Source organism: Vibrio sp. 2033, assembly GCF_033339735.1.
In genome coordinates, this window is record NZ_JAWOVC010000010.1 from 97,946 (window position 1) to 122,707 (window position 24,762).

Annotated in this window: 22 protein-coding genes and 2 tRNA genes; 20 read left to right on the forward strand and 4 right to left on the reverse strand. The window is 45.0% G+C overall.

Annotated elements, in window-relative coordinates:
* Positions 1-128 precede the first annotated feature (128 nt).
* Entirely contained in the window at positions 129-602 is a 474-nt protein-coding gene (gene greA, locus R7P74_RS14390) for a transcription elongation factor GreA (protein ID WP_005380065.1), read from the forward strand.
* Between the two features lie 84 nt (positions 603-686).
* Here greA and yhbY read toward each other — a convergent pair whose 3' ends face one another.
* Positions 687-983 (reverse strand): ribosome assembly RNA-binding protein YhbY, encoded by a 297-nt coding sequence (yhbY, locus tag R7P74_RS14395; RefSeq protein ID WP_005380066.1) that lies wholly within the window; start codon positions 981-983, stop codon positions 687-689.
* 138 nt (positions 984-1,121) lie between these two features.
* On the opposite strand from yhbY, the gene rlmE reads away from it, so the two are divergent.
* The 17 genes from rlmE (at position 1,122) to R7P74_RS14480 (ending at position 19,200) form a co-directional block, all read left to right on the forward strand.
* The gene (rlmE, locus tag R7P74_RS14400; RefSeq protein ID WP_005388985.1) at positions 1,122-1,751 is read left to right on the forward strand and encodes a 23S rRNA (uridine(2552)-2'-O)-methyltransferase RlmE; all 630 of its coding nucleotides are present in this window, start codon (positions 1,122-1,124) and stop codon (positions 1,749-1,751) included.
* Positions 1,752-1,859: 108 nt separating this feature from the next.
* Positions 1,860-3,833: an ATP-dependent zinc metalloprotease FtsH gene (gene ftsH, locus R7P74_RS14405; RefSeq protein ID WP_017635895.1), complete on the forward strand. Its 1,974-nt coding sequence runs from the start codon at positions 1,860-1,862 to the stop codon at positions 3,831-3,833.
* 52 nt (positions 3,834-3,885) lie between these two features.
* Positions 3,886-4,716 carry a dihydropteroate synthase gene (gene folP, locus R7P74_RS14410; RefSeq protein ID WP_225473690.1) on the forward strand — a complete coding sequence of 277 codons (831 nt, stop codon included), beginning with the start codon at positions 3,886-3,888 and terminating at the stop codon, positions 4,714-4,716.
* 19 nt (positions 4,717-4,735) lie between these two features.
* Positions 4,736-6,076 (forward strand): phosphoglucosamine mutase, encoded by a 1,341-nt coding sequence (gene glmM, locus R7P74_RS14415; protein WP_005388992.1) that lies wholly within the window; start codon positions 4,736-4,738, stop codon positions 6,074-6,076.
* 220 nt (positions 6,077-6,296) lie between these two features.
* Positions 6,297-6,635: a preprotein translocase subunit SecG gene (gene secG / locus R7P74_RS14420; protein WP_005380080.1), complete on the forward strand. Its 339-nt coding sequence runs from the start codon at positions 6,297-6,299 to the stop codon at positions 6,633-6,635.
* Between the two features lie 16 nt (positions 6,636-6,651).
* Positions 6,652-6,735: transfer RNA gene (locus R7P74_RS14425), tRNA-Leu, on the forward strand.
* Positions 6,736-6,791: 56 nt separating this feature from the next.
* Positions 6,792-6,868, forward strand: a tRNA-Met gene (locus R7P74_RS14430).
* A gap of 225 nt (positions 6,869-7,093) precedes the next feature.
* Positions 7,094-7,549, forward strand: a complete 456-nt coding sequence (rimP, locus tag R7P74_RS14435) for a ribosome maturation factor RimP (RefSeq protein WP_005386424.1) — start codon at positions 7,094-7,096, stop codon at positions 7,547-7,549.
* Between the two features lie 36 nt (positions 7,550-7,585).
* Complete coding sequence (gene nusA / locus R7P74_RS14440; protein ID WP_005380084.1) at positions 7,586-9,073, forward strand: transcription termination factor NusA; 1,488 nt, start codon at positions 7,586-7,588, stop codon at positions 9,071-9,073.
* Between the two features lie 22 nt (positions 9,074-9,095).
* On the forward strand, positions 9,096-11,807 hold the full coding sequence (infB, locus tag R7P74_RS14445) for a translation initiation factor IF-2 (protein ID WP_005380086.1): 2,712 nt from the start codon (positions 9,096-9,098) through the stop codon (positions 11,805-11,807).
* A 114-nt stretch (positions 11,808-11,921) separates the two neighbouring features.
* Complete coding sequence (gene rbfA, locus R7P74_RS14450) at positions 11,922-12,317, forward strand: 30S ribosome-binding factor RbfA (RefSeq protein ID WP_005380087.1); 396 nt, start codon at positions 11,922-11,924, stop codon at positions 12,315-12,317.
* Positions 12,317-13,270, forward strand: a complete 954-nt coding sequence (gene truB, locus R7P74_RS14455) for a tRNA pseudouridine(55) synthase TruB (RefSeq protein WP_005380088.1) — start codon at positions 12,317-12,319, stop codon at positions 13,268-13,270. Before rbfA ends, truB begins: the two co-directional genes overlap by 1 nt.
* Before the next feature lie 141 nt (positions 13,271-13,411).
* Entirely contained in the window at positions 13,412-13,681 is a 270-nt protein-coding gene (gene rpsO / locus R7P74_RS14460) for a 30S ribosomal protein S15 (protein WP_005380094.1), read from the forward strand.
* A gap of 292 nt (positions 13,682-13,973) precedes the next feature.
* On the forward strand, positions 13,974-16,109 hold the full coding sequence (gene pnp / locus R7P74_RS14465; RefSeq protein ID WP_005380098.1) for a polyribonucleotide nucleotidyltransferase: 2,136 nt from the start codon (positions 13,974-13,976) through the stop codon (positions 16,107-16,109).
* A gap of 178 nt (positions 16,110-16,287) precedes the next feature.
* A complete protein-coding gene (nlpI, locus tag R7P74_RS14470) occupies positions 16,288-17,208 on the forward strand; it encodes a lipoprotein NlpI (protein WP_005380101.1) in 921 nt (306 codons plus the stop codon).
* Between the two features lie 99 nt (positions 17,209-17,307).
* Entirely contained in the window at positions 17,308-17,730 is a 423-nt protein-coding gene (locus tag R7P74_RS14475; protein ID WP_005380103.1) for a MarR family winged helix-turn-helix transcriptional regulator, read from the forward strand.
* A gap of 123 nt (positions 17,731-17,853) precedes the next feature.
* Positions 17,854-19,200, forward strand: coding sequence for an MATE family efflux transporter (locus R7P74_RS14480; RefSeq protein ID WP_225473660.1), 1,347 nt, complete (start codon positions 17,854-17,856; stop codon positions 19,198-19,200).
* A 51-nt stretch (positions 19,201-19,251) separates the two neighbouring features.
* On the opposite strand, the gene R7P74_RS14485 is transcribed toward R7P74_RS14480, so the two are convergent.
* The 3 genes from R7P74_RS14485 to R7P74_RS14495 form a co-directional block, all read right to left on the reverse strand.
* Positions 19,252-20,130 carry a U32 family peptidase gene (locus R7P74_RS14485; protein WP_064354271.1) on the reverse strand — a complete coding sequence of 293 codons (879 nt, stop codon included), beginning with the start codon at positions 20,128-20,130 and terminating at the stop codon, positions 19,252-19,254.
* 20 nt (positions 20,131-20,150) lie between these two features.
* Entirely contained in the window at positions 20,151-21,164 is a 1,014-nt protein-coding gene (ubiU, locus tag R7P74_RS14490) for a ubiquinone anaerobic biosynthesis protein UbiU (protein ID WP_064376538.1), read from the reverse strand.
* Positions 21,165-21,297: 133 nt separating this feature from the next.
* On the reverse strand, positions 21,298-23,337 hold the full coding sequence (locus R7P74_RS14495; RefSeq protein ID WP_065274794.1) for a sensor domain-containing protein: 2,040 nt from the start codon (positions 23,335-23,337) through the stop codon (positions 21,298-21,300).
* Positions 23,338-23,700: 363 nt separating this feature from the next.
* Between R7P74_RS14495 and ubiT the strand changes: the two genes are divergently transcribed.
* Positions 23,701-24,228 (forward strand): ubiquinone anaerobic biosynthesis accessory factor UbiT, encoded by a 528-nt coding sequence (gene ubiT, locus R7P74_RS14500; RefSeq protein WP_213910003.1) that lies wholly within the window; start codon positions 23,701-23,703, stop codon positions 24,226-24,228.
* Positions 24,212-24,715 (forward strand): GNAT family N-acetyltransferase, encoded by a 504-nt coding sequence (locus tag R7P74_RS14505; protein WP_017820425.1) that lies wholly within the window; start codon positions 24,212-24,214, stop codon positions 24,713-24,715. Before ubiT ends, R7P74_RS14505 begins: the two co-directional genes overlap by 17 nt.
* Positions 24,716-24,762: the final 47 nt, after the last annotated feature.

Genomic DNA, 24,762 nt, shown 5'->3' on the forward strand with positions numbered 1-24,762 from the left:
GAATTAAGATGATTTCGTCCGGGAGTTTGTTTACACTAAACGAAATACATCTTTAAGCGCACTACCCAGTCCTATGACAGGGTGGGCTTTTTTTTGTCCAAAGACCCATTTGGGCTTGAGGTTATAAAATGGAAAAAGTTCCAATGACACTACGTGGCGAGCAAAAGCTACGTGCAGAACTCGATCGTCTACTTAAACTACGTCCTCAGATCTCAGAGGCAATTGCTGAAGCTCGTGAGCTAGGTGATTTAAAAGAGAATGCTGAATATCACGCCGCTCGTGAAGAGCAGGGCATTTGTGAAGCACAAATCCGTGACATTGAATACAAACTGTCAGTTGCTCAAGTTATTGATGTAACGAAGATGGAGAACACGGGTAAAGTTATTTTTGGTTCAACCGTAACCTTGATTGATATCGACACCGAAGAAGAAAAAACGTACCAAATCGTTGGTGATGACGAAGCCGATATCAAAGCAGGTCGCATTTCAGTGAGCTCACCTATTGCTCGTGGCCTGATTGGCAAGATGGAAGGCGATGAAGTTGCTATTCAAACTCCGGGTGGCGCGAAAGACTTCGAAATTGACCGAGTAGAATATATCTAGGTCGTTTGGAGTAGCATTACTGCCCTGATAAAACGCAAAAAGGTCGCCTCAGGCGACCTTTTTTCTTCAGCAACGTAAGTAGAGTTACTTACGAGGGATTTCGATTTTACGCTCTTCAGACTGGCGGTATAGCACTAGCACTTTACCAATAGTCTGAACTTTTTCAGCGCCCGTCTCACGTACGATAGCGTCGATGATTAGCTGTTTTGTTTCACGATCTTCCGAAGCAACTTTTACTTTGATAAGTTCGTGATGGTTAAGAGCGATTTCAATTTCTGCTAGCACGGCTTCTGTAAGTCCATTTGCGCCCATTAGCACAACAGGTTTTAAACTGTGAGCTAGGCCTTTAAGGTGCTGCTTTTGTTTGGTGCTTAGGTTCATTACGCGGCCAATTTTCTTTAAAATAAGGGTTGAAAAAAGCTATTTTAACGCCATCTATTGCTGAAGACTATAATTTATTGAGTAATAGGTAGCGCCTATTAAAACAATAGCTCCAATTTGTGCCTTGTTGGGATTAAAATGAGTAAACAAAAACATTCGGCTAGTTCTGGTCGTTGGTTGAAAGAACACTTTGATGATAAATACGCGAATGAAGCCCGAAAAAAAGGCTACCGCTCACGTGCTTATTTCAAGATCGATGAGATTCAAACGAAAGATAAATTGTTAAAGCCTGGAATGACAGTCGTCGACTTGGGGGCTGCGCCGGGCGGATGGTCTCAATATGCTGCTAAGATAGTAGGGGACAGTGGTCAGATCATCGCGTGTGACTTGCTTCCTATGGACCCGATTGCTGGCGTTAGCTTTTTACAAGGCGACTTTCGTGATGATGCAGTATTGGAGGCTTTGCTAGAAAGGATCCAACCTTCCATGGTAGACGTAGTAATGTCTGATATGGCGCCTAACATCGCGGGAAACAATTCTGTTGATCAACCTCGCGCTATGTATTTAGTTGAATTAGCTTTAGATATGTGTCGACAAGTTCTAGCGCCTAATGGTAGCTTTGTCGTAAAGGTTTTCCAAGGGGAAGGCTTCGATCAGTATGTGAAAGAAGTCCGAGACATGTTTAAAGCCGTAAAAATTAGAAAACCAGACTCATCGCGAGCTCGCTCTCGAGAGGTCTTCGTCGTAGCCACTGGTTACAAAGGTTAACCATTTTGCTCTCTTGAGAGCGTGTTAACACTATAGCTACAGTTAATGAACTGTAGTACCCTACCTTTAATTACAATTAGTTATCGAGAGGCTTACACCTTGAGTGACATGGCAAAAAATTTAATTCTGTGGCTTGTTATCGCCGTCGTATTGATGTCGGTATTCCAGAGCTTTGGCCCTGGAGAAAGCAATGGCAGAACCGTGGATTACACCACGTTTGTACAGGAAGTTGGCCAAGGCCAGATTCAAGAAGCAACTTTTAAAGACGGTGAAATTAGCTTTGTTCGTCGTGGCGGCGGTGCCAAAATGGTCACTTACATGCCAGTGTATGACCAAAAGCTTCTAGATGACCTAATTAACCAAAACGTGAAAGTACAAGGCACGCCTCCAGAAGAGCAAAGCTTGCTTGGTACTATCTTCATCTCTTGGTTCCCAATGATCTTACTAATTGGTGTATGGATTTTCTTCATGCGTCAAATGCAAGGCGGCGGTGGTAAAGGCGCCATGTCTTTTGGTAAGAGCAAAGCTCGAATGATGAGCGAAGAACAAATCAAGACAACTTTTGCTGACGTTGCAGGTTGTGACGAAGCAAAAGAAGACGTGAAAGAGCTGGTGGACTACCTACGCGATCCAAGCCGCTTCCAAAAGCTGGGCGGTAAGATTCCAACGGGTGTTCTAATGGTTGGTCCTCCTGGTACGGGTAAAACGCTTCTAGCGAAAGCCATTGCCGGTGAGGCGAAAGTACCATTCTTTACTATCTCTGGTTCTGATTTCGTAGAAATGTTCGTTGGTGTTGGTGCATCTCGTGTGCGTGACATGTTTGAACAAGCAAAGAAAGCCGCACCTTGTATCATCTTTATCGATGAGATCGATGCGGTAGGTCGTCAACGTGGCGCAGGTGTTGGTGGTGGTCATGATGAACGTGAACAAACACTAAACCAAATGCTCGTTGAGATGGATGGTTTCGAAGGTAACGAAGGTATTATCGTTATCGCTGCGACTAACCGTCCGGATGTGCTGGACCCTGCGTTACTGCGTCCTGGTCGTTTTGACCGCCAAGTGGTAGTTGGTCTTCCAGATGTACGTGGCCGTGAACAGATCCTAAAAGTTCACATGCGTAAGGTCCCTCTAGCGGGTGATGTAGAGCCTTCTCTCATCGCACGTGGTACTCCAGGCTTCTCTGGTGCTGACCTAGCAAACTTAGTTAACGAAGCAGCCCTGTTTGCTGCGCGCGGTAACAAGCGCAACGTTTCTATGGTTGAGTTTGAACTGGCGAAAGACAAAATCATGATGGGTGCTGAGCGCCGTTCAATGGTGATGTCTGAGGAAGTGAAAGAGTCAACCGCATACCACGAAGCGGGTCACGCGATTGTTGGTCGCTTGGTTCCTGAACACGATCCAGTGTACAAAGTGTCTATCATTCCACGTGGTCGTGCGTTGGGTGTAACAATGTACCTTCCAGAGCAGGACCGCGTGAGTATGTCTCGCCAACACCTAGAATCAATGATTTCTAGCTTGTACGGTGGTCGTTTAGCAGAAGAACTTATCTACGGTGCTGACAAAGTATCAACCGGTGCTTCTAATGATATCGAGCGCGCAACAGATATTGCTCGTAAGATGGTTACTCAATGGGGTTTCTCTGAAAAGCTTGGCCCTCTGCTGTATGCAGAAGATGAAGGCGAAGTGTTCTTAGGGCGTAGTGTAACTCAGACTAAACATGTGTCTGACGATACAGCGAAGTTGATTGATGACGAAGTTCGTCAGATCATTGACCGCAACTACGATCGTGCGAAGAAGATTCTTCAAGAGAACATGGATATCATGCATGCGATGAAAGATGCGCTGATGAAGTATGAAACCATTGATGCTCGCCAGATTGATGACTTAATGGAGCGCAAAGCTGAAATTCGTGAGCCTGCGGGCTGGAGTGATAACTCAGCAAGCAAACCAGAAGACAGCGACAAGCCTCAAGCAAAGCAAGAAGTTAAAGAAGAAGCAACGGAGACTGCGAAAGATGCAGAACAGCCTAGCTCTTCTGAAACAACTTCTAACGAAGCGCCTGAAAAGAAAGACTCTGAATAAAGAGTATCGATAATATTAAACCCCGAGTTATCTCGGGGTTTTTGTGTTTATGATGATGATTACAGCAAATAACAAATCTTTGGACCTTTCGCGTCCACATGTCATGGCCATTCTAAATGTGACACCGGATTCCTTTTCGGATGGCGGTAAATACAACTCAATTGAACTTGCTCTTGCTCAAGTTGATAAAATGATAAAGGCTGGTGTAAGTATTGTTGATGTTGGTGGTGAATCGACAAGACCTGGTGCACCGGATGTGTCTTTGGAAGAAGAGCTTAGGCGTGTTGTCCCAGTAATCAAAGCCATTCGTGAAAAGTATGATGTGTGGATTTCCGTTGACACCAGTAAAGCAGAAGTGATGCGTCAAGCAATTGATGCTGGGGCTGATTTGATCAATGACATCCGCTCGCTGCAAGAGCCTGGTGCTCTGGAAGTCGCAGCAGAAGCAAACCTTCCAATTTGTCTGATGCATATGAACGGTCAACCTAGGACCATGCAAGTTGACCCTCATTATGATGATTTAATGGGGGACGTGTCGGCTTTTCTAGAAGAACGTATCGCGGCGTGTGAAGCTGCAGGGATTGATAAATCTCAACTGATTCTCGATCCTGGGTTTGGCTTTGGCAAAACAATCGAACACAATTATCATATGCTTGCTCATCTTGAAAAGTTTCATGAATTCGGCCTGCCTATTTTGGCTGGCATGTCTCGTAAATCCATGATCTTCAAACTGTTAGACAAGCCAGCGGCAGAGTGTACGAACGCAAGTGTTGTTTGTGCTACGATTGCCGCGATGAAAGGCGCGCAGATCATTCGCGTGCATGACTTTGAAGAGACAATCGAAGCAATGAAAGTTGTTGAGATGACGAAAAACAATATTTAAAAATAATAAAGGAAAGTTTATGTCGAATGAAAGACGTTACTTTGGTACTGACGGTGTGCGCGGTAAAGTAGGACAATACCCAATCACTCCAGACTTCGTACTTAAGCTTGGCTGGGCTGCTGGTCGTGTACTAGCGAAACAAGGCACAAAGAAAGTTATCATAGGTAAAGATACACGTATTTCAGGTTATATGCTTGAATCTGCACTAGAGGCAGGCCTTGCAGCTGCGGGACTTAAAGCAACATTTACTGGTCCCATGCCAACTCCAGCTGTGGCCTATTTAACTCAGACTTTCCGTGCCGAGGCTGGTATTGTGATTTCTGCATCACATAACCCATATTACGACAACGGCATTAAATTCTTTTCTTCTGAGGGTACTAAGCTACCTGACGATATTGAATTGGCGATTGAAGCAGAGTTAGATAAAGAAATTGAATGTGTGGAGTCTGCTGAGCTTGGTAAAGCAACCCGCCTAAATGATGCAGCTGGTCGTTACATCGAATTCTGTAAGAGTACTTTCCCATCTGAGTTGAGCCTTGCGAACTTTAAGATCGTAGTAGACTGTGCGCACGGTGCAACGTACCACATCGCTCCAAATGTCTTCAAAGAACTTGGGGCAGAAGTTATCGCTATGGGCGTAGAGCCTAACGGCATCAACATTAATGAAAAAGTGGGCGCAACAGACGTACGAGCTCTTCAACAGCGTGTTGTTGAAGAGCAAGCGCATCTTGGTCTCGCGTTTGATGGTGATGGTGACCGTATCATTATGGTCGATCACTTGGGTAACAAAGTTGATGGTGACCAAATTGCTTATATCATCGCTCGTGATGCACTTCGTCGTGGTGAGCTAAAGGGTGGTGTTGTTGGTACACTAATGACTAACTTGGGTATGGAAAATGGTTTAAAGCAGCTAGGCATTCCGTTTGTACGTGCTGCTGTTGGTGACCGTTATGTCATGGAGCAACTGCTAGAAAAAGGTTGGAAAATTGGTGCTGAAAACTCAGGCCATGTGATCTTATTAGATAAAGTCACAACCGGCGATGCGATTGTTGCTGCACTTCAAGTACTTGCTTCTGTAATTGGCAGCGATATGTCTTTATATGAACTATCGCAAGGAATGACACTATATCCTCAGGTTTTAGAAAATGTCCGTTTCTCAGGAGAAAGTAACCCTCTTGAAGCTACAGCTGTATTAAATGCTGTCGCTGAAGTAGAGGCGACACTTGGTGATAAAGGGCGTGTATTGCTGCGTAAGTCTGGCACTGAGCCTTTGATCCGCGTTATGGTGGAAGGAGAAGATGGTGAACTAGTTCAACACTCAGCATTGAAAATCGCTGAGGCTGTTAAAGCAAGTTGTTAATCATTGCGTTAAAGCATGTCTTGAATGAAAAGGGTGTCTTTTGCCCTTTTTTTGAGCGCTTAACGCATTGGCATTGATTTTTTACTAATTTTCCCTTGTCAGCGTTACTGGCTTTCGCTAGTATTGCTCCGCCTCCCGTTAGGAGGTCGCTAGCCTTGTTCATTATGATTTATTCTTTTGAACGGCGCTGGCTCAACAATTTGGAACATAGGTGGAAAAAATGTTTTCAGTTCTACTTGTGATTTACCTGTTGGCAGCGCTTGGTGTGATTGGCCTTGTGTTGATTCAACAAGGTAAAGGCGCAGATATGGGAGCCTCGTTCGGTGCTGGTGCTTCAAACACAGTGTTTGGTGCTGGCGGCTCAGGTAATTTCTTAACCCGAACAACTGCTATTTTAGCAACCGTATTCTTTATCGTTAGCTTGTTACTTGGTCGTATGTCTACGCACCAGACTGAATCACAATGGGTAGACCCAACGTTAGGTCAACCAGTTGTTGAACAAGTTAAGGATGCAGCGAGTGAAGTTCCTGCCCCTGCGGGTGATGAAATTCCTCAATAAGCTGTAAGGTTTTGATGCCGAGATGGTGAAATTGGTAGACACGCTAGCATGAGGTGCTAGTGCCTTAGGTGTGAGGGTTCGAGTCCCTCTCTCGGCACCATGTATTTACAAACTTGTAAATCACTTGTTTGCGAGTATAATGCTCAGCAAGTCGGACGCGGGGTGGAGCAGCTTGGTAGCTCGTCGGGCTCATAACCCGAAGGTCGTCGGTTCAAATCCGGCCCCCGCAACCAATCTCTTTCTTTAAAAGGAAATCGTAGATTGGCAAGTTTGCGTAGTGCTAACCACACTACGAGTTAAGAAAAGCAATTGTTGGCTATTCTTAACGTATCAGGGTCCAGCAGCATAAAACCCCGACTATCGGGGTTTTTTGTTATCTGAGCTTTTTGAAATAGCTCAGATACTGCTTGGTTTTTTGATTGGGCTCTGAGCCCTTTTTTTGTTTCTGGAGTGGTTAAATGACTGGTTTAGAAAGACAACTTACTGAAATGCTTGACGCGCCAGTAGCGGCATCAGGTTATGAGTTAGTTGGATTAGAATTCATTCGTGCAGGCGCGCACTCAACGTTACGTATCTACATTGACCATGAAAATGGTATTAACGTAGACGACTGTGCAGAAGTTAGCCACCAAGTTAGTGCAGTTTTAGACGTTGAAGATCCAATTTCTGTTGCTTACAGCCTAGAAGTGTCTTCTCCAGGTTTAGAAAGACCACTTTTTAAAGCAGCACATTACGAGCAATTTATTGGTCACGAGGTCAGCATCGTATTGAAAATGGCTGTAGCAAACCGTCGTAAGTGGAAAGGTATTATCCACGGTGTTGATGGCGAAACAGTGACAATTACTGTAGACGGTCAGCAAGAAGAGTTTGCTCTAAGTAACATTTCCAAAGCTAACCTGATCCCTAAATTTTAGTTCCCTAAAAAAGTTTAAGCTTAGAGGCTAAATACAATGAGTAAAGAAATTTTAGCGGTAGCAGAAGCGGTATCGAACGAAAAAGCGGTACCTCGTGAGCGTATCTTTGAGGCTCTTGAGATTGCTCTAGCAACTTCTACAAAGAAAAAATACGAAATCGAAATCGACGTACGTGTTGCCATTGACCGTAAAACCGGTGAATTTGTAACTTACCGCCGTTGGTTAGTTGTTGATGACGTTGAGAACCCTACAAAAGAGATCTCACTAGAAGCAGCGCAATACGAAGATGACTCAATCGAGCTTGGCGACTACGTAGAAGACGAAATCGAATCAGTAACGTTTGACCGTATTACGACTCAAACTGCTAAGCAAGTTATCGTTCAAAAAGTTCGTGAAGCTGAGCGCGCACAAATCGTTGAACAGTTCATCGACAATGAGGGTGATCTAATCACTGGTGTCGTGAAAAAAGTAAACCGTGACACAATCGTGCTTGATCTTGGTAATAACGCTGAAGCGGTAATCCTGCGTGATGACCAACTTCCTCGTGAAAACTTCCGTCCAGGCGACCGCGTACGTGGCCTTCTTTACAAAGTCGCGCCTGAAGCACGTGGTTTCCAATTGTTCATCACTCGTTCTAAGCCAGAAATGTTGGCAGAACTGTTCCGTGTTGAAGTGCCTGAAATCGCAGAAGATATTATCGAGCTGAAAGGCGCAGCACGTGATCCTGGTTCTCGTGCTAAGATCGCTGTCAAAACAAATGACAAACGTATCGACCCTGTAGGTGCGTGTGTTGGTATGCGTGGTGCACGTGTACAGGCTGTTTCTGGCGAACTTGGTGGTGAGCGTATCGATATCGTTCTTTGGGATGATAACCCAGCTCAATTCGTTATCAACGCAATGGCGCCAGCTGATGTTGCTTCTATCATCGTTGATGAGGATGCACACTCAATGGACATCGCAGTTGAAGCTGACAACCTAGCGCAAGCTATTGGTCGTAACGGTCAAAACGTGCGTCTAGCATCTCAACTAACCGGTTGGGAACTGAATGTTATGACAGTTGCTGATCTTCAGAAGAAACACGCTGAAGAATCACAAGCATCTATTGAAAACTTCATGAAGTACCTAGATATTGAAGAAGACTTCGCTCAACTTCTTGTTGAAGAAGGTTTCTCAACGCTAGAAGAAATCGCATACGTGCCAGTTAACGAGCTACTAGAAATCGATGGTTTGAATGAAGAACTAATCGAAGAGCTTCGTGGACGTGCAAAAGATGCACTAACGACGATCGCACTAGCACAAGAAGAGTCTTTTGAAGGTCTAGAACCAGCTGAGGACCTACTTGCACTTGAAGGTCTTGAGCGTGAGATGGCATTTAAATTGGCAGCGAAAGGTGTAGCGACACTGGAAGATCTTGCTGACCAAGGTATTGACGATTTAGAAGGTATCGAAGGCCTGACCGAAGAACGTGCAGGTGAGCTAATTATGGCCGCACGTAACATCTGTTGGTTCGGCGAAGAAGCATAATTTTCGGCAAGGAGGAAGCGGCATGACACAATTAACAGTTAAAGCACTGAGTGATGAGATTGGTACGCCAGTCGACCGCTTGATTGAACAACTTGCTGACGCTGGCATTAAAAAGGCGAGCTCTGACAATGTTACTGATGAAGAGAAGCAGAAGCTTCTCTCTCATTTAAAGAAAGAACACGGTGATAAATCAGGTGATTCAGAGCCGACTCGCCTTACGCTTCAGCGTAAAACTCGTAGTACACTTAGTGTGAACGCGGGTGGTGGTAAGAGTAAGAATGTTCAGGTTGAGGTGCGCAAAAAACGTACATACGTGAAGCGCAGCACAATTGAAGATGAAGCGAAACGTGAAGCTGAAGAAGCAGCACAACGTGAAGCAGAAGAAGCAGCAAAACGTGCAGCAGAAGAAGCTGCAAAACGTGAAGCTGAAGAAGCTGCAAAACGTGAAGCTGAAGAAGCTGCAAAACGTGAAGCGGAAGAAAAAGCGAAACGTGAAGCTGAAGAAAAAGCGAAGCGAGACGTAGATACGAATGCACAACGTAATGCTGAAGAAAAAGCAAAGCGTGATGCTGAAGAGAAAATTAAGCAAGAAGCAGCGCGAAAAGAGGCCGACGAGCTTAAACGTCGTCAGGAAGAAGAAGCTAAGCGTAAGGCTGAAGAGGAAAGTCAGCGCAAGCTTGAAGAAGCTCGCGAATTGGCTGAAAAGAATAAAGAGCGTTGGTCTGCTGCAGAAGAGAAAAAGGGTGATATGGAAGATACAGATTACCATGTAACGACTTCACAATACGCACGTGAAGCCGAAGATGAAGCAGATCGCAAAGTAGAAGGCGGTCGTCGTAAGAAGAAAAAAGCAGCTTCGGGTAAAGACGACCAAGCTCGCGGTGGCCGTAACAACCAACGTGGCGGTAGAGGTCGTAAGGGCAAACTTGCTAAGCCGACTTCAATGCAGCACGGGTTTGATAAGTCAGCAACGGTTGCTAAGCAAGACGTTGTAATTGGCGAAACGATCGTTCTATCAGAACTTGCTAACAAGATGTCGGTTAAAGCGACAGAAGTTATCAAAGTAATGATGAAGATGGGCGCTATGGCGACTATCAACCAAGTGATCGACCAAGAAACAGCACAACTTGTTGCTGAAGAAATGGGCCATAAAGTAGTTCTTCGTAAAGAGAACGAACTGGAAGAAGCGGTACTATCTGACCGTGACACTAACGCGGAAGCAGTTCCACGTGCTCCAGTTGTTACTATCATGGGTCACGTTGACCACGGTAAAACGTCAACACTTGACTACATCCGTCGCACACACGTTGCTTCTGGCGAAGCGGGTGGTATTACTCAGCACATTGGTGCGTACCACGTTGAAACAGACAACGGCATGATCACGTTCCTTGATACTCCTGGACACGCAGCGTTTACTGCAATGCGTGCTCGTGGTGCTCAAGCGACAGATATCGTTGTTCTTGTAGTTGCAGCAGACGATGGCGTAATGCCACAAACAGTAGAAGCGATTCAGCACGCGAAAGCGGCAGGCGTTCCTCTAATTGTTGCTGTGAACAAGATCGATAAAGAAGACGCGAACCCAGATAACGTTAAGAACGAGCTTGCTCAATACGACGTTATTCCTGAAGAGTGGGGCGGTGAGAACATGTTCGTTCACATCTCTGCTAAACAGGGTACAAACATCGATGGTCTTCTAGAAGCAATCCTTCTTCAGTCTGAAGTTCTTGAACTTACAGCTGTAGCTGAAGGCATGGCATCTGGTGTTGTTGTTGAATCTCGCCTAGATAAAGGTCGTGGTCCAGTTGCAACAGTACTTGTTCAATCAGGTACACTAAACAAAGGCGACATCGTTCTTTGTGGTCAAGAATACGGCCGTGTTCGTGCAATGCGTGATGAGCTAGGTAAAGAAATTACTTCGGCTGGCCCATCTATCCCTGTAGAGATCCTAGGTCTTTCAGGTGTACCATCTTCAGGTGATGAAGCAACAGTAGTTCGTGACGAGCGTAAAGCGCGTGAAGTAGCTAACTACCGTGCTGGTAAGTTCCGTGAAGTGAAACTTGCTCGTCAGCAGAAATCTAAACTAGAGAACATGTTCTCTAACATGACTGCAGGTGAAGTTGCTGAACTTAACGTTGTACTTAAAGCAGACGTTCAAGGTTCTGTAGAAGCAATCGCAGACTCACTAGTTAAGCTATCTACAGACGAAGTTAAAGTGAACATCGTTGGTTCTGGTGTTGGTGGTATTACGGAAACTGACGTAGTACTAGCGGAAGCTTCAAACGCAATCATCCTTGGCTTTAACGTTCGTGCAGATGCTTCTGCTCGTCGTGCTGTTGAAGCCGCAGCTGTTGACTTACGTTACTACTCAATCATTTACCAATTGATTGACGAAGTGAAACAAGCAATGGGCGGTATGCTTGCTCCAGAATTCAAGCAAGAGATCATTGGTCTTGCTGAAGTTCGTGACGTGTTTAAGTCACCGAAACTGGGCGCTATCGCTGGTTGTATGGTTACAGAAGGTGTGATCAAGCGTAACAACCCAATCCGTGTACTACGTGATAACGTTGTTATTTACGAAGGTGAACTAGAGTCACTACGTCGTTTCAAAGATGACGTTCAAGAAGTTAAGAATGGCTACGAATGTGGTATCGGCGTTAAGAACTACAATGATGTTCGCGTTGGTGACCAAATCGAAGTCTTCGAAATCGTTGAAATTAAACGTACTCTAGACTAATTGACTAAAATTACTAATATTGTCTTTGAAAGATAAGTAGTAATTGGTTGTTGAATACACCATGGGGGGCTGGCTTTGACCAACCCCCCATTCTTTCTATATAAGAGTAAAGATATGTCAAAAGAATTTAGCCGCACGCAGCGCGTTGCACAGCAGCTGCAAAAAGAACTAGCGATGATCCTTCAACGTGAAGTTCGTGACTCTCGCCTTGGCATGGTGACGATCTCAGACGTAGAAGTCTCTCGTGACCTAGCTTACGCAAAAGTATTTGTGACCTTCCTGTGTGTGGGTGAGCAAACACCTGAATCATGTCTAGCAGCGCTACGTGAGCACGAAGTGCACATTCGCATGATGTTAGGTAAGCGTATTCGTCTACGTTTAACGCCAGAAATCCGCTTCCACTATGACAATACGCTTGTTGAAGGTATGCGTATGTCTAACCTAGTGTCTGAAGTCGTTAGTTCAGACAAACAAAAGCAAAAAGATTCTGGTCGTGAGGACGAAGAATAATGGCTCGTCGTCGTAAAGGTCGTCCAATTAATGGCGTTATACTGTTGGACAAACCAACAGGTATCTCTTCCAATGATGCACTGCAAAAAGTAAAGCGAATCTACTTTGCTGAGAAAGCAGGCCACACTGGAGCCTTGGACCCATTAGCGACAGGCATGCTGCCAATTTGCTTGGGTGAAGCGACAAAATTTTCTCAGTTTCTTCTTGATTCTGATAAACGCTACCGTGTGATCGCAAAGCTGGGTGAACGTACCAATACGTCTGACTCGGATGGTGAAGTTGTAGAGACGCGTCCAGTCGATGTTACGTTAGACAAGCTAGAAGCGTGCATCGATCAGTTCCGTGGTGAATCTGATCAAGTGCCTTCCATGTTCTCTGCGTTGAAGTATCAAGGTAAACCCTTGTATGAATACGCTCGTAAAGGCATCGAAGTTCCGCGTGAATCTCGTAAGATCACGGTATATGAGATTGTTCTTCACCGTTTTGAAGGCGATGAAGTAGAGATGGAAGTGCACTGCTCTAAAGGTACCTATATTCGTACTATCGTTGATGATCTGGGCGAAATGTTAGGTTGTGGTGCGCACGTAACTATGCTTCGTCGTACTGGTGTTGCTAAATACCCTTACGAGAATATGGTAACACTTGAGCAACTAAATGAGTTGCTAGAGCAAGCTCACCGCGAGGAACGAGCGCCTCGAGAGCTACTGGACCCACTGCTTTTGCCAATGGATACAGCGGTAGAAGACTTACCAGAAGTCAACTTGGTGCCTGAACTGGCGAATATGGTCCAACATGGGCAGCCCGTTCAAGTATTTGGTGCTCCGACTGAGGGCTCACTTCGCCTTACTATGGGTGAAGAACGCTTGTTTATTGGCGTTGGCGAAATGAACGAAGATGGCAAAATCGCTCCTAAGCGATTGGTCGTGTTCCGAGATGACGTTGCATCCAAGTAAATGATTGAAAATACCGACCTGAGTGTCGGTATTTTTATATTGCACGAGATAGGAAATTTCCCTATAATCCGCGCTTCGCGTAGCGGCTGAATCAGAGATTGGCTGCTACAACTTTAAACCTACTCTTATTAGGAGAGAATTATGTCTCTGAATGCAGAAACTAAAGCAGCAATCGTTGCAGAATACGCACAAGGCGAAGGCGACACTGGTTCACCAGAAGTTCAAGTAGCTCTACTTACAGCTTCTATCAACCACCTACAAGGTCACTTCAAAGCGCACAAAGGCGATCACCACAGCCGTCGTGGTCTTCTACGCATGGTTTCTCGTCGTCGTAAGCTTCTAGATTACCTAAAAGGTAAAAACCTAGCTCGCTACCAAGACCTAATCAAACGTCTAGGCCTACGTCGCTAATCAGCGACTGCATAGCAGTTTGTCTAAAAAGGGGCTTTATGCCCCTTTTTTGTTGCCTAAATTTAGCCAAATTAGACTTATGCCGTTATAATACTGGCGGCTAAACCTTGTAAGAGGTTTTCTCAAAAGCTCATAGCATTACAGTCAACCACGTCGACCAAAAGGTCGCGACTATTCAAAAGGAATTTCCGAGTTTCTTTTTACTAGTCGCGATTCGTAATGCCTTGAGTGTCAATTAACACATCTAAGATTTCTTTAAGCACTAAAGGAAGATTAGAAACAAGGAATAACAATGTTCGAAAAACCAGTTGTTAAAACGTTCCAGTACGGCAACCACACAGTTACTTTAGAAACTGGCGTTATTGCACGTCAAGCTACAGCAGCAGTTATGGTCACAATGGATGATACGTCTGTATTCGTATCTGTTGTAGGTAAAAAAGAAGCCGTTGCAGGTCAAGACTTCTTCCCACTAACGGTTAACTACCAAGAGCGTACTTACGCTGCGGGTAAAATCCCAGGCGGCTTCTTCAAACGTGAAGGTCGTCCTTCTGAAGGCGAAACGCTAACAGCTCGTCTAATCGACCGTCCAATCCGTCCGCTATTCCCAGACGCGTTTAAAAACGAAGTTCAGGTTATCGCGACAGTAATGTCTGTAAACCCAGATGTTCAGCCAGATATCGTTACAATGATCGGTACTTCTGCTGCTCTTGCTATCTCTGGCATTCCATTCAACGGCCCTATCGGTGCGGCGCGTGTTGGTCATATCGATGGTCAGCTTGTACTTAACCCTAGCCAAACTGAACTAGAAACTTCTAAGCTTGACCTTGTTGTTGCAGGTACAGAGTCAGCAGTACTGATGGTTGAGTCAGAAGCGGACAACCTAACTGAAGAAGAAATGCTAGCGGCGGTTGTTTATGGTCATGACCAACAACAAGTTGCTATTCAAGCTATCAACGAATTCAAAGCAGAAGTTGCAACTCCTGCTTGGGATTGGGTTGCTCCTGAAGAGAACACAGCGCTTAAAAATAAGATTGCTGATCTAGCAGAAGCTAAACTTGTTGAAGCTTACCAAATTACTGAGAAAATGGCTCGTTACGACCGCATCCATGAGATCGCTGCGGAAGTAAATGAAGTTCTTCTTGCTGAAGATCCTGAAGCAGATACAAAAGAAATCCACACTATCTTCCATGATCTAGAGAAGACAGTAGTACGTAGCCGTATTATTGCAGGTAACCCTCGTATCGATGGCCGTGAAAAAGACATGGTTCGTGCACTAGATGTACGTACTGGTGTTCTTCCTCGTACTCACGGTAGCGCGCTATTCACTCGTGGTGAAACTCAGGCGATCGTTACGGCAACGCTAGGTACTCAGCGTGATGCTCAAATCATCGATGAGCTAACTGGTGAGCGTAAAGATCACTTCCTACTGCACTACAACTTCCCTCCATACTGTGTAGGTGAAACTGGTTTTGTAGGTTCTCCTAAGCGTCGTGAAATCGGCCACGGTAAACTGGCGAAGCGTGGTATTGCTGCAGTAATGCCTTCTGTTGATGAGTTCCCATACACAGTACGTGTTGTATCGGAAATCACTGAATCTAACGGTTCATCTTCAATGGCTTCAGTATGTGGTACTTCTCTTGCGCTTATGGACGCAGGTGTACCAATCAAAGCATCTGTTGCTGGTATCGCAATGGGTCTTGTTAAAGAAGGTGACGATTTCGTTGTACTTTCTGACATCCTTGGCGATGAAGACCATCTAGGTGACATGGACTTTAAAGTAGCAGGTACTAACACTGGTATCACTGCACTTCAAATGGACATCAAGATCGAAGGCATCACTAAAGAAATCATGCAAATTGCGCTTAACCAAGCTCAAGGCGCACGTAAGCACATCCTATCTGTAATGGATGAAGCTATCTCTGGTGCTCGTGAAGACATCTCTGAATTTGCTCCGCGTATTCACACGATGAAGATCAGCGCTGAGAAGATCAAAGACGTTATCGGTAAAGGTGGTGCAGTTATCCGTGCTCTAACAGAAGAGACTGGTACAACTATCGAAATCGAAGACGACGGTACTATCAAGATTGCGGCAACTGAAGGCACTGCTGCGAAAGAAGCTATCCGCCGTATCGAAGAGATCACTGCTGAAGTGGAAGTGGGCCGTATCTACACAGGTAAAGTTGCACGTCTAGCTGACTTCGGTGCATTCGTAACGGTTCTTCCAGGCAAAGATGGTCTTGTACACATTTCTCAAATCGCAGAAAAACGCGTAGAGAAAGTGTCTGACTACCTAGCTGAAGGTCAAGAAGTTCAAGTTAAAGTTCTTGAAATCGACCGCCAAGGCCGTGTACGTCTAAGCATGAAAGAAGCGGTAGAAAAGCCAGCTGAAGAAGCTGCTGCTGAAGCACCGGCTGCTAAAGACGAGTAAGACAAAATGAGACTTTCAGCCTTTTATTAGATTAAGGGCCTGAAAGCATGTTATAAAAGGGGAGCATTTTCGCTCCCCTTTTTTGGTTTGTTTCGATGTATTAACCTCAAACGAGGTTATCGCCTATATTGCATTAAGAGAAACAAATCTTGAGCGGTCCAAACAGGAGTATCAATTAGTGAAATGGTTTCAAACCGCAATTTTATGTGTTGCTATCGCGCTGACCGGTTGTGCAAATACTTCTCAACAATCAGCACAAAAGTGGTTATATCCACCGATGGCGGTGCCACTTCAGCCTAGTGTTCAACAAGAAGTACAAATCGCGCGTCTCTCGCAGTTGCTACAACGTCCCGACCTTAGTGATGAAGTGCGCGCTAAAATGCATTATGAGCGCGGTAGCTACTACGACAGCGTTGGTTTGCGTGATCTTGCCCGTTTGGACTTTAACCAGTCTTTGCAGTTGAATCCTGCTCAGCCGGACATCTTCAATCTTTTGGGAGTATACTTTACCCAAGTAGGAGAGTTTGATGCGGCATATGAAGCGTTTGACTCGACCATAGAGTTGGCTCCTGATAATACCTATGCTGAGCGCAACCGTGCGATTGCACTGTATTATGGTGGCCGAATCGATCTCGCTTTAGAAGATATGACCAAGCATTATCAAGAAATGCCAACGGATCCTTTTCGTTCATTATGGCTGTACATCATCGAAGCTGAGCAAAATCCAGAGCAAGCAAAAGCCAATCTTCAACAGCGTTATTTACGAGATCGTAGTGAAGAGTGGGGATGGGTTCTTGTTGCCATCATGCTACGAGACGTCTCGGACGAAGACGCGCTTAAAGCAATTATGGATGGAACGAGAGAGAACTATCGCCTAGCTGAACGATTGACGGAAACGTATTTCTACCTTGGAAAGCGTAATCAGCTTGAAGGTGATATCGCAAGTGCCATCTCACTTTATAAGCTCGCGATTTCGTTCAACGTTTACGATTATGTTGAGCATCGCTATTCTTTCTTGGAGTTGGCGCAAATTTACGATCAATTACAGCAAGATAGATTGGCCAAGTTAAAGGCTGCCAAGAAGCTGGAAATTGAATGATTTAGAGCCGCTCGATGAGAGCGGCTTTTTTTATGATTGAACTTGATGAGTGACTCATTTAAAATAGTTAGTCTTGCTAACTAAGTGGTGGTGGCTTTTATGGCATTAGAAGAAAGCTTGATTGATTTAGAGCGTTTTTGCGCCAAAGCTTGGCGTGTCTATGCCAAAGAAGATCCATTATCACATCTAAGCTTTAATGAGTTCGATTATTTACGTGTGATTCAGGTTTACCCTGAGGGTGTGCGAATAACCGATCTTGCAGAAGAGCTGCAAGTGACTAAGCCTTCCGCATCGACAATGGTTGTGCGTTTGGAAAAAAAGGGTTTGGTGAAACGCATCGCATGTAATGAGGATGCTCGTGCTAAGCGTGTGTTGCTTACGGAAGAAGTCGCAGAAAAAATGTCTTTGGAGCAGGTAGTGTACAAAGATATCTCTGACCAAATGATGCAACAATTAAATCAGCAAGAAGCTGAACAGTTACAAGCTTTATTGAATAAAGCATTGAGTAATAAGTCATTTTAAACTAAAGCAAAGGCCTCAGCTGTATGGTTTAGTTTTTGTTGTTTCATCTTTTTTTATTTAATTTAACCATTTAGTTAGCCTTGCTAATTAAATGGTTAGCTTTGCTAACTACTGGTGACAGTCATGCAAAACTCAATTTATAGACAGTTTTGGAAATATACGATTCCAACCGTCGCAGCAATGCTCGTGAACGGTTTGTATCAAATAGTTGATGGCATTTTTATTGGCCGTTATGTTGGCGCTGACGGATTAGCTGGGATCAATGTTGCGTGGCCTATTATCGGTTCGATCCTCGGTATAGGAATGATGATTGGGGTGGGGACTGGCGCGCTGACTTCGATCAAGCAAGGAGAGAACGATCATGAAGGCGCTAAGCGAATCCTAACGACCGGATTGACGTTGTTAGCGGCATTGATGCCGATCGTTGCTACAATATTGTTCTTGTTCTCGGATGAATTTATTCGCTGGCAAGGTGCGGAAGGGCGAGTGTTTGAACTTGCGCTGCAATATTTGCATATTCTGATTGTCGCGTGCGTATTCACGTTGGGTTCTATCGCAGTTCCGTTTTTATTACGCAATGACGACAGCCCGAACTTAGCAACGATTTTGATGGTCATCGGTGCCGTTATTAACATTGTATTAGACTACGTATTTATTGCTTGGTTGGAGTGGGAGTTAACCGGAGCCGCTATTGCCACTGCACTTGCACAATTAGTGGTCACTGTGCTCGGTATTGGTTACTTCTTTACTTCAAAAGCAACATTACGCCTTCGTATCCGCGACTTCAAAGTTCAGGTTGATGCTGCACCAAAGATTATCATGATAGGTACATCAAGTTTCTTTATGTACGCCTACGGCTCTGTGATGGTGGCACTGCACAACGCGTTATTTGCTCAATACGGAAGTGCAATGTTGATCGGAGCGTACGCGATTTTGGGGTACATCGTGACGGTTTACTATCTGATAGCCGAAGGAATTGCGAATGGTATGCAGCCTTTAGTGAGCTTCAACCACGGTGCACGTAATCAGGATAACATTAGAAAGTTATTAAAGGTCGCGATGGGGACATCTGTGCTTGGCGGGGTGGCGTTCGTTGTTTTGATGAACCTTTTCCCGTACGAACTGGTTTCGGTGTTTAATAATGCAGACCAACAGTTGATTGATAGCACGGTGATCGGGATTCGTTTACACATGTTTGCGTTGTTCTTAGATGGTTTTTTAGTTGTGGCGGCCGCGTACTATCAATCAGTAAACAAAGGCAGCAAAGCCATGTTTGTAACACTAGGCAACATGCTGGTCCAGTTGCCATTCTTATTCATTATGCCGAAACTTTTCGGCGTGACAGGCATTTGGTTAGCTTTCCCATTGTCTAACATTGCATTGAGTTTGGTCGTGATCAGTATGTTGTGGCGAGATGTGAAAAAGCTGCTTAATGAGAGTTCTGTCGAACCAAGGGTGCAAGCCTGCTAACAAAAGCTAACAGATAAAAGCGAGGCTAGGCCTCGCTTTTATCTTTAAGGATTAAATGGTTTTTACTTCTAAGCCCGCTAGTTGATGCCAATAGCCATTGCATTGGCGGCTTTCGAGCTTTTCAGGATTATCGCCGTATTCGTTTGAGCGAAAACGCTCTAACTCTGAAAAAGTGTCGATACCAAGAGGGCTTAACCGGACCACATCAACCAGCCCTTTCATACTTGGTAAGTCATTGATGAGGTTGTAGCAATACCCTGACTGTGTTTGAATGCCGTTAAGGTTAAAGACTTCTTGCCCTTCTTGGCTGCTGACCTGGATACCCGTAGGGTATTTGATACAGCAGGTTTCGCAATCGTCTTTCGCTCGGTTTTCAGCTCGGGCTGTGAAACAGCGAGCGGAATACGCTAAAGGCAAATAACCGTGGCTAAATACCTCAACTTCAAACTTGTTACGAATACCAAGCTCGTCACACTGAACTAAAGTATCGTTTAACCATTCGCGAGAGAGTTCGACAGGCATGCACCAACGCATCATACCTTGCTTCAAAAATAAGTTGAGCGTGTGTGCGTTATAAGTATTGATTGCAGGGCCAACGACGAAAGGCACTTTATGCTCTGATGCCAATTGAACAGCAGATACGTCATTTGCTTCAATCGCGAAGTCACCGTTGTCGATGTACTTCCTCATTATGTTTACTTCACTCGGAGCTTCTAGTAGTGCCATTGTTGATAGCACCACTTGCTTGCCAGATGCAGACAGCTCTTTTGCGATTTCAAGCCAATGCGAAGGCTTCATTTCTCGACGTTTTGAACATACGGTTTCCCCAAGATAGATGATGTCCGCGGAGCTTGATTTCGCTTGTTCATAAAACGCTTCGATGTCTTGTTTTGGCCAGAAGTACAACAGCGGGCCAAGCGCGTATTTCATTGAATTATCCATCTTAACCTCTACTGCCATTTGCGGTGATAAGCACCAAGTGTGGTCTGCGTACCTTCAGACACGTTTGCCAATGCGGCATCCCAAGCCGCTTCGACTTGGTAAGCTTCTGGGTTTGCTTGGTAACGGTCAATCGCGGCTCGCCATGTTCGAGTGACTTGTTCTACGTAAGCAGGGCTACGTTGGCGACCTTCAATTTTTACAGACGCCACATTTGCAGCAAATAGTTCTGGCAGCATAGAGAGGGTGTTCAAACTGGTTGGTTCTTCCAGTGCGTGGTAGCGTTTTTTCTCGCCTTCGATTTCTGCTTCGAAACGACCTTTACACAAGGTAGGGTAGCCCGCATTTTCACCGGCGCTGTAGCGATCGATCAAAATGTCGTTAAGGCGGGATTCCAGACCATTTTCTGTTTCTTGCCAGCGAACGTACTTAGCTGGAGAGCATGCTCCCACAGTGTTTGGAGACTCGCCTGTCATGTATGACGATAGGTAGCAGCGACCTTCAGACATGATGCAAAGGCTACCAAAAGCAAAGACTTCTAACTCGACATCGCTAGTGATGTTGCGTGAGAGCTGTTTGACCTGATGAATCGATAAAACGCGGGGTAGCACTACCCGTTTTACGTTGAAGTTTTGTTTGTAAAAATCAATGGCTGCGACGTTGGTCGCTGATGCTTGCACTGAAAGGTGTAGTTCCAGATGGGGATATTTGCGAGCCGCGTACTCCAGCACTGCAATGTCTGCAACAATCAGCGCGTCTACACCCAGTGCCGCTGCATTGTCTACTGCGTTCGTCCAGCGCTCGAAGCCATTGGGATGAGCGAAGGTATTCAACGCGACATGAATTTTTTTATTGCGGTCATGAACGTATTGCACCGCTTTTTCTAATTTCTTGCCGTTAAAGTTGAGGCCAGCAAAGTGACGGGCGTTGGTATCATCTTTGAAACCAATGTAGACGGCATCGGCACCGCAATCAATCGCAGTTTTTAACGCAGGCAGGTTACCCGCGGGACACAAGAGTTCCATATGCTCACAATCATTGAGAATAAAAAGGTGTCCGCATTTTATGAAGAATTATGAATAGCGAAATTGACCTAAGTTAGGTTTAGCTCAATAAAGTCGATATTTACCCCTTGCGAGTAAGGGTATCGGGTCGGGGTTAGTTCTTGTGACGACGATTCTGTACAAACAGCTCTTCAATTTCATGTTTTGGCTGCGGGCGATAAAAATGGAATCCTTGAATCGCATTACATTGAAGGTTAGAGAGCAGGGTCGCTTGCTGGTGGGTTTCCACCCCCTCGGCAACGACAGTTAAGTCGAGCGACTTACCTAGGTTAATGATGTTTTCAATCACAGTGACTTGTTTCGGTAGTGTGTCGATATCATTAATAAAAGCGCGGTCGATTTTTAGCTCGTCAATAGGGAAACGCGCTAAGTAGGAAAGAGAAGAGTAGCCGGTACCAAAGTCATCGATAGAGAGAGCGAAGCCAAGCTTTTTAATCGCATTCAACATTTGCAGTGTATGTTCGCTATCACTCATCACGGCACTTTCGGTTAGCTCGAAGGTAATGCAGCTTGGATCAAGCTCGGTAGTGCGAAGCAGCTTTTCCATAAAGTCGATCAGCTGTGGGTTGCCAAATTGCTCGGGAGAGAGGTTGATGGCGACACGGCCTGGCAGTATGCTTTGTTGCTTCCAACGTTTTACCGTATTGAAAACATCACGCATCACGACACGTCCAAGGTGTTCGATTAACCCAGCGCGCTCGGCGACAGGAATGAATGAGCCAGGACTAATGTACCCTTCGACTGGATGCTTCCAACGAACGAGCGCTTCTGCGCCGTTGATACTGAAGTCTCGCGCGTTAACCTTAGGTTGATACCACACTTCCAAACCGTTCTGCTGCAATGCTTTTTGCAGTTCGATTTCAAGCCACAAACGCATACGCGCTTCTTTGTTCATTTGATCGTTAAATTTGATCAGACGATTTCTACCACGATCTTTGGCTTCATACATCGCAGTATCGGCATTTTGGAGTAGGATTCGCGCATCTTGTCCGTCTTCAGGGTATCGAACGCTACCAATTGAACAGGCAAGGCGTTTGCTGAAGTGGTGTAAATCGAAAGGCTGGTTGATCAACGAGATAATGCGATCGGACAAAATTTCAGCCATGCGGGTATTTTCTGGCTCCGGCAGAATGACACCAAACTCATCGCCACCCAAATGACCAATAATCGCTTGGTTTGGCAGTAACCGTTTAAGACGGGCCGATACCTCTTGAATCACTTTATCGCCAATATGGTGACCAAGTGAGTCATTAATGTTTTTGAAGTTATCGATATCCAAATAGAACACCAGAAGCGGTGTTTGCTTTTTGATCAGCTGTTCCAAACGTTTGGTGAAGCCAAAGCGGTTGTAGAGTTTGGTGAGCGAGTCAATGTGTATGTCTTCATTCGATGCAGAAGACAGGTTTTTGGGCGCATCATCAGCATCTTGGATTAGGATAATTTGAGATTCGCTACCTAATATCGCCGTGGAATCCGCGTGTAGCTGAACTTTCCGTTCAAAGCCGCATCTTGCGCTGGTTAAGCAGACAAAAGGTTTGTCAGAAATTAATGTACTCAATCGATGACTAAATACCTTTTTACTGTTTTCATCGATGAATAAACGACTTAGCTCTTCGCCCAACAATTCATGAGGAGAGTTAAGTCCGAGAAGGCGCGCTGATGCGGGGTTCGCAGAGATGACAATATCATCTTCGATAAGCAGTAAGCCGTCTGGTAGCAGTTGTGTTAACTTCGCAAACTTACTTTCGGACTCTTCTAAGGAGCGAACGAGTATCTGCTTTTCTGAAGTATCGACAGCGTGAAAAACAACAAAGCGAATGTCGTTACCTTCAAAAACTGGCGAAAGACTAAAGTGAAGACTGGTTTCAAGGTCGGTTTCATCGAGCGTGATTTCGGCTTCGACATGTGCCCCTTTGAACGCGCGCTGATAGTATGGTGCAAGCTTCTTATAAAACTGTTCACCCAGCACTTGGCAATCGTTTAAGCCGACGATTTCCTCATGACTTAAACCTGCGATATCGCAGTAACGGTCACTTACCATTCGATAATTGTGTTTTTTATCAAGAATGGCAAAGAAGAAAGGGCTATTTGAGGTTAGCGTGGCAAACCAATGTTTTAATTGCTGGGAAGGCATTAGGGTATTACCGATCTCCAATGAGCCAGATTATTCGTCCGTGTATAAAAAGCGACACCCTGATAAGCCTGCGGCGGTCTACCACCAAGCTAAAGTGTTACTTGCCATTAAAGGGCTCGCGGTTTTAGCTGTGCAGTCGACAATCACATGGATACGCTCAGATAACTATAACTTTGAAAATACGGTTGTAAAAGTGTTTATCCACCTGTTCGCATCAATAATACACGTAAGTTCAAAAAAAGAAGCGTTAGTGAGCAATAAACCACCAATCTAAAATAAGCACTTTATTGATACATAACAGTAATCTCATCGCCACGATTGCTTAATATAAGCAACCTAATGACAAAGTAACGGATAATGAACGTGTTAAACAAGATTCGCAGTCAACTAGTAAAGAACGCAGCTAATATTTTGCGTTCTCCAGTCCAGTTATTACCACAGCCAATTCAGCAAAAAGCGTTGCTGGAAGGGCTAAAAATGGTGTTTAAAGAAGCCTTGGAAGATGGTGACTTTGAGTTCCTTGAAGACAAGTGGTTAAAAGTTGCGATTAAAGACTTGAACTTAGCATGGTACATCAGCTATCAAGACGAAAAATTGATGGTAGCTGAAAAACCAGTTCAGGAAGATGTGAGTTTTAGTGGTAATCTAAACGACCTAGTACTGATTGCTGGTCGTAAAGAAGACCCTGACACACTGTTCTTCCAACGTCGCCTTTCAATTGAAGGTGATACTGAGCTTGGCTTAGAAGTGAAAAACTTAATGGACAGTGTCGACTTAGAGCAGTTACCGAAAGCAATGCAAGTCGCTTTGAATCAATTGGCTGATTTTGTTCAGAAAGGAGTTCAAGCGCCTGCACAACCAACCGGAGTAGCGAATGCTTATTCGAACTGAAGCCCCTGCGGACATTCTTACCATTGACCGCTTATTGAAACACGCCTTCCCAACGGAAGCTGAAGCTGAGCTTGTGATGCGTTTGCGCGAAAACAGCAAATTCACACTTTCCTTAGTCGCGTGTACAGATGAGGGAGAGGTGATAGGCCATGCTTTATTTAGCCCTGTGACCTTAAATGGTGAAGATTTGTCATGGCAAGGGCTAGCGCCATTAGCTGTTCATGAAGATTACCGTCGCCAAGGCATCGCTGCAGAGTTGATCAAAGAAGGTTTCGATTCACTGCGTGATTTTGGCTACCCAGTGTGTGTGGTGTTGGGCGATCCTGATTATTACGCGCGCCAGGGTTTTCAATCATGCGACGAGATGGGCTTTGAATGTGCTTGGGATGTCCCTAAAGGTGCATTTCGAATCGCAGAGTTGGTCGAAGGTCAATGTGCTGGACGCTCCGGACGCATAGACTATGCGCCAGAGTTCTCTGAACTGTAAATGAAAGAAGCCCACGACTAAGTGGGCTTCTTTCTTATTCACTGAAA

Coding starts and splice junctions, on each gene's coding strand:
- nusA (WP_005380084.1), top strand. CDS start 7,586: ATGAGTAAAGAAATTTTAGCGGTAGCAGAAGCGGTATCGAACGAAAAA.
- R7P74_RS14480 (WP_225473660.1), top strand. CDS start 17,854: ATGCAAAACTCAATTTATAGACAGTTTTGGAAATATACGATTCCAACC.
- rpsO (WP_005380094.1), top strand. CDS start 13,412: ATGTCTCTGAATGCAGAAACTAAAGCAGCAATCGTTGCAGAATACGCA.
- rimP (WP_005386424.1), top strand. CDS start 7,094: ATGACTGGTTTAGAAAGACAACTTACTGAAATGCTTGACGCGCCAGTA.
- ftsH (WP_017635895.1), top strand. CDS start 1,860: ATGGCAAAAAATTTAATTCTGTGGCTTGTTATCGCCGTCGTATTGATG.
- ubiU (WP_064376538.1), bottom strand. CDS start 21,164: ATGGAACTCTTGTGTCCCGCGGGTAACCTGCCTGCGTTAAAAACTGCG.
- R7P74_RS14475 (WP_005380103.1), top strand. CDS start 17,308: ATGGCATTAGAAGAAAGCTTGATTGATTTAGAGCGTTTTTGCGCCAAA.
- R7P74_RS14485 (WP_064354271.1), bottom strand. CDS start 20,130: ATGAAATACGCGCTTGGCCCGCTGTTGTACTTCTGGCCAAAACAAGAC.
- secG (WP_005380080.1), top strand. CDS start 6,297: ATGTTTTCAGTTCTACTTGTGATTTACCTGTTGGCAGCGCTTGGTGTG.
- truB (WP_005380088.1), top strand. CDS start 12,317: ATGGCTCGTCGTCGTAAAGGTCGTCCAATTAATGGCGTTATACTGTTG.
- folP (WP_225473690.1), top strand. CDS start 3,886: ATGATGATTACAGCAAATAACAAATCTTTGGACCTTTCGCGTCCACAT.
- pnp (WP_005380098.1), top strand. CDS start 13,974: ATGTTCGAAAAACCAGTTGTTAAAACGTTCCAGTACGGCAACCACACA.
- R7P74_RS14505 (WP_017820425.1), top strand. CDS start 24,212: ATGCTTATTCGAACTGAAGCCCCTGCGGACATTCTTACCATTGACCGC.
- glmM (WP_005388992.1), top strand. CDS start 4,736: ATGTCGAATGAAAGACGTTACTTTGGTACTGACGGTGTGCGCGGTAAA.
- rlmE (WP_005388985.1), top strand. CDS start 1,122: ATGAGTAAACAAAAACATTCGGCTAGTTCTGGTCGTTGGTTGAAAGAA.
- R7P74_RS14495 (WP_065274794.1), bottom strand. CDS start 23,337: ATGCCTTCCCAGCAATTAAAACATTGGTTTGCCACGCTAACCTCAAAT.
- greA (WP_005380065.1), top strand. CDS start 129: ATGGAAAAAGTTCCAATGACACTACGTGGCGAGCAAAAGCTACGTGCA.
- yhbY (WP_005380066.1), bottom strand. CDS start 983: ATGAACCTAAGCACCAAACAAAAGCAGCACCTTAAAGGCCTAGCTCAC.
- rbfA (WP_005380087.1), top strand. CDS start 11,922: ATGTCAAAAGAATTTAGCCGCACGCAGCGCGTTGCACAGCAGCTGCAA.
- infB (WP_005380086.1), top strand. CDS start 9,096: ATGACACAATTAACAGTTAAAGCACTGAGTGATGAGATTGGTACGCCA.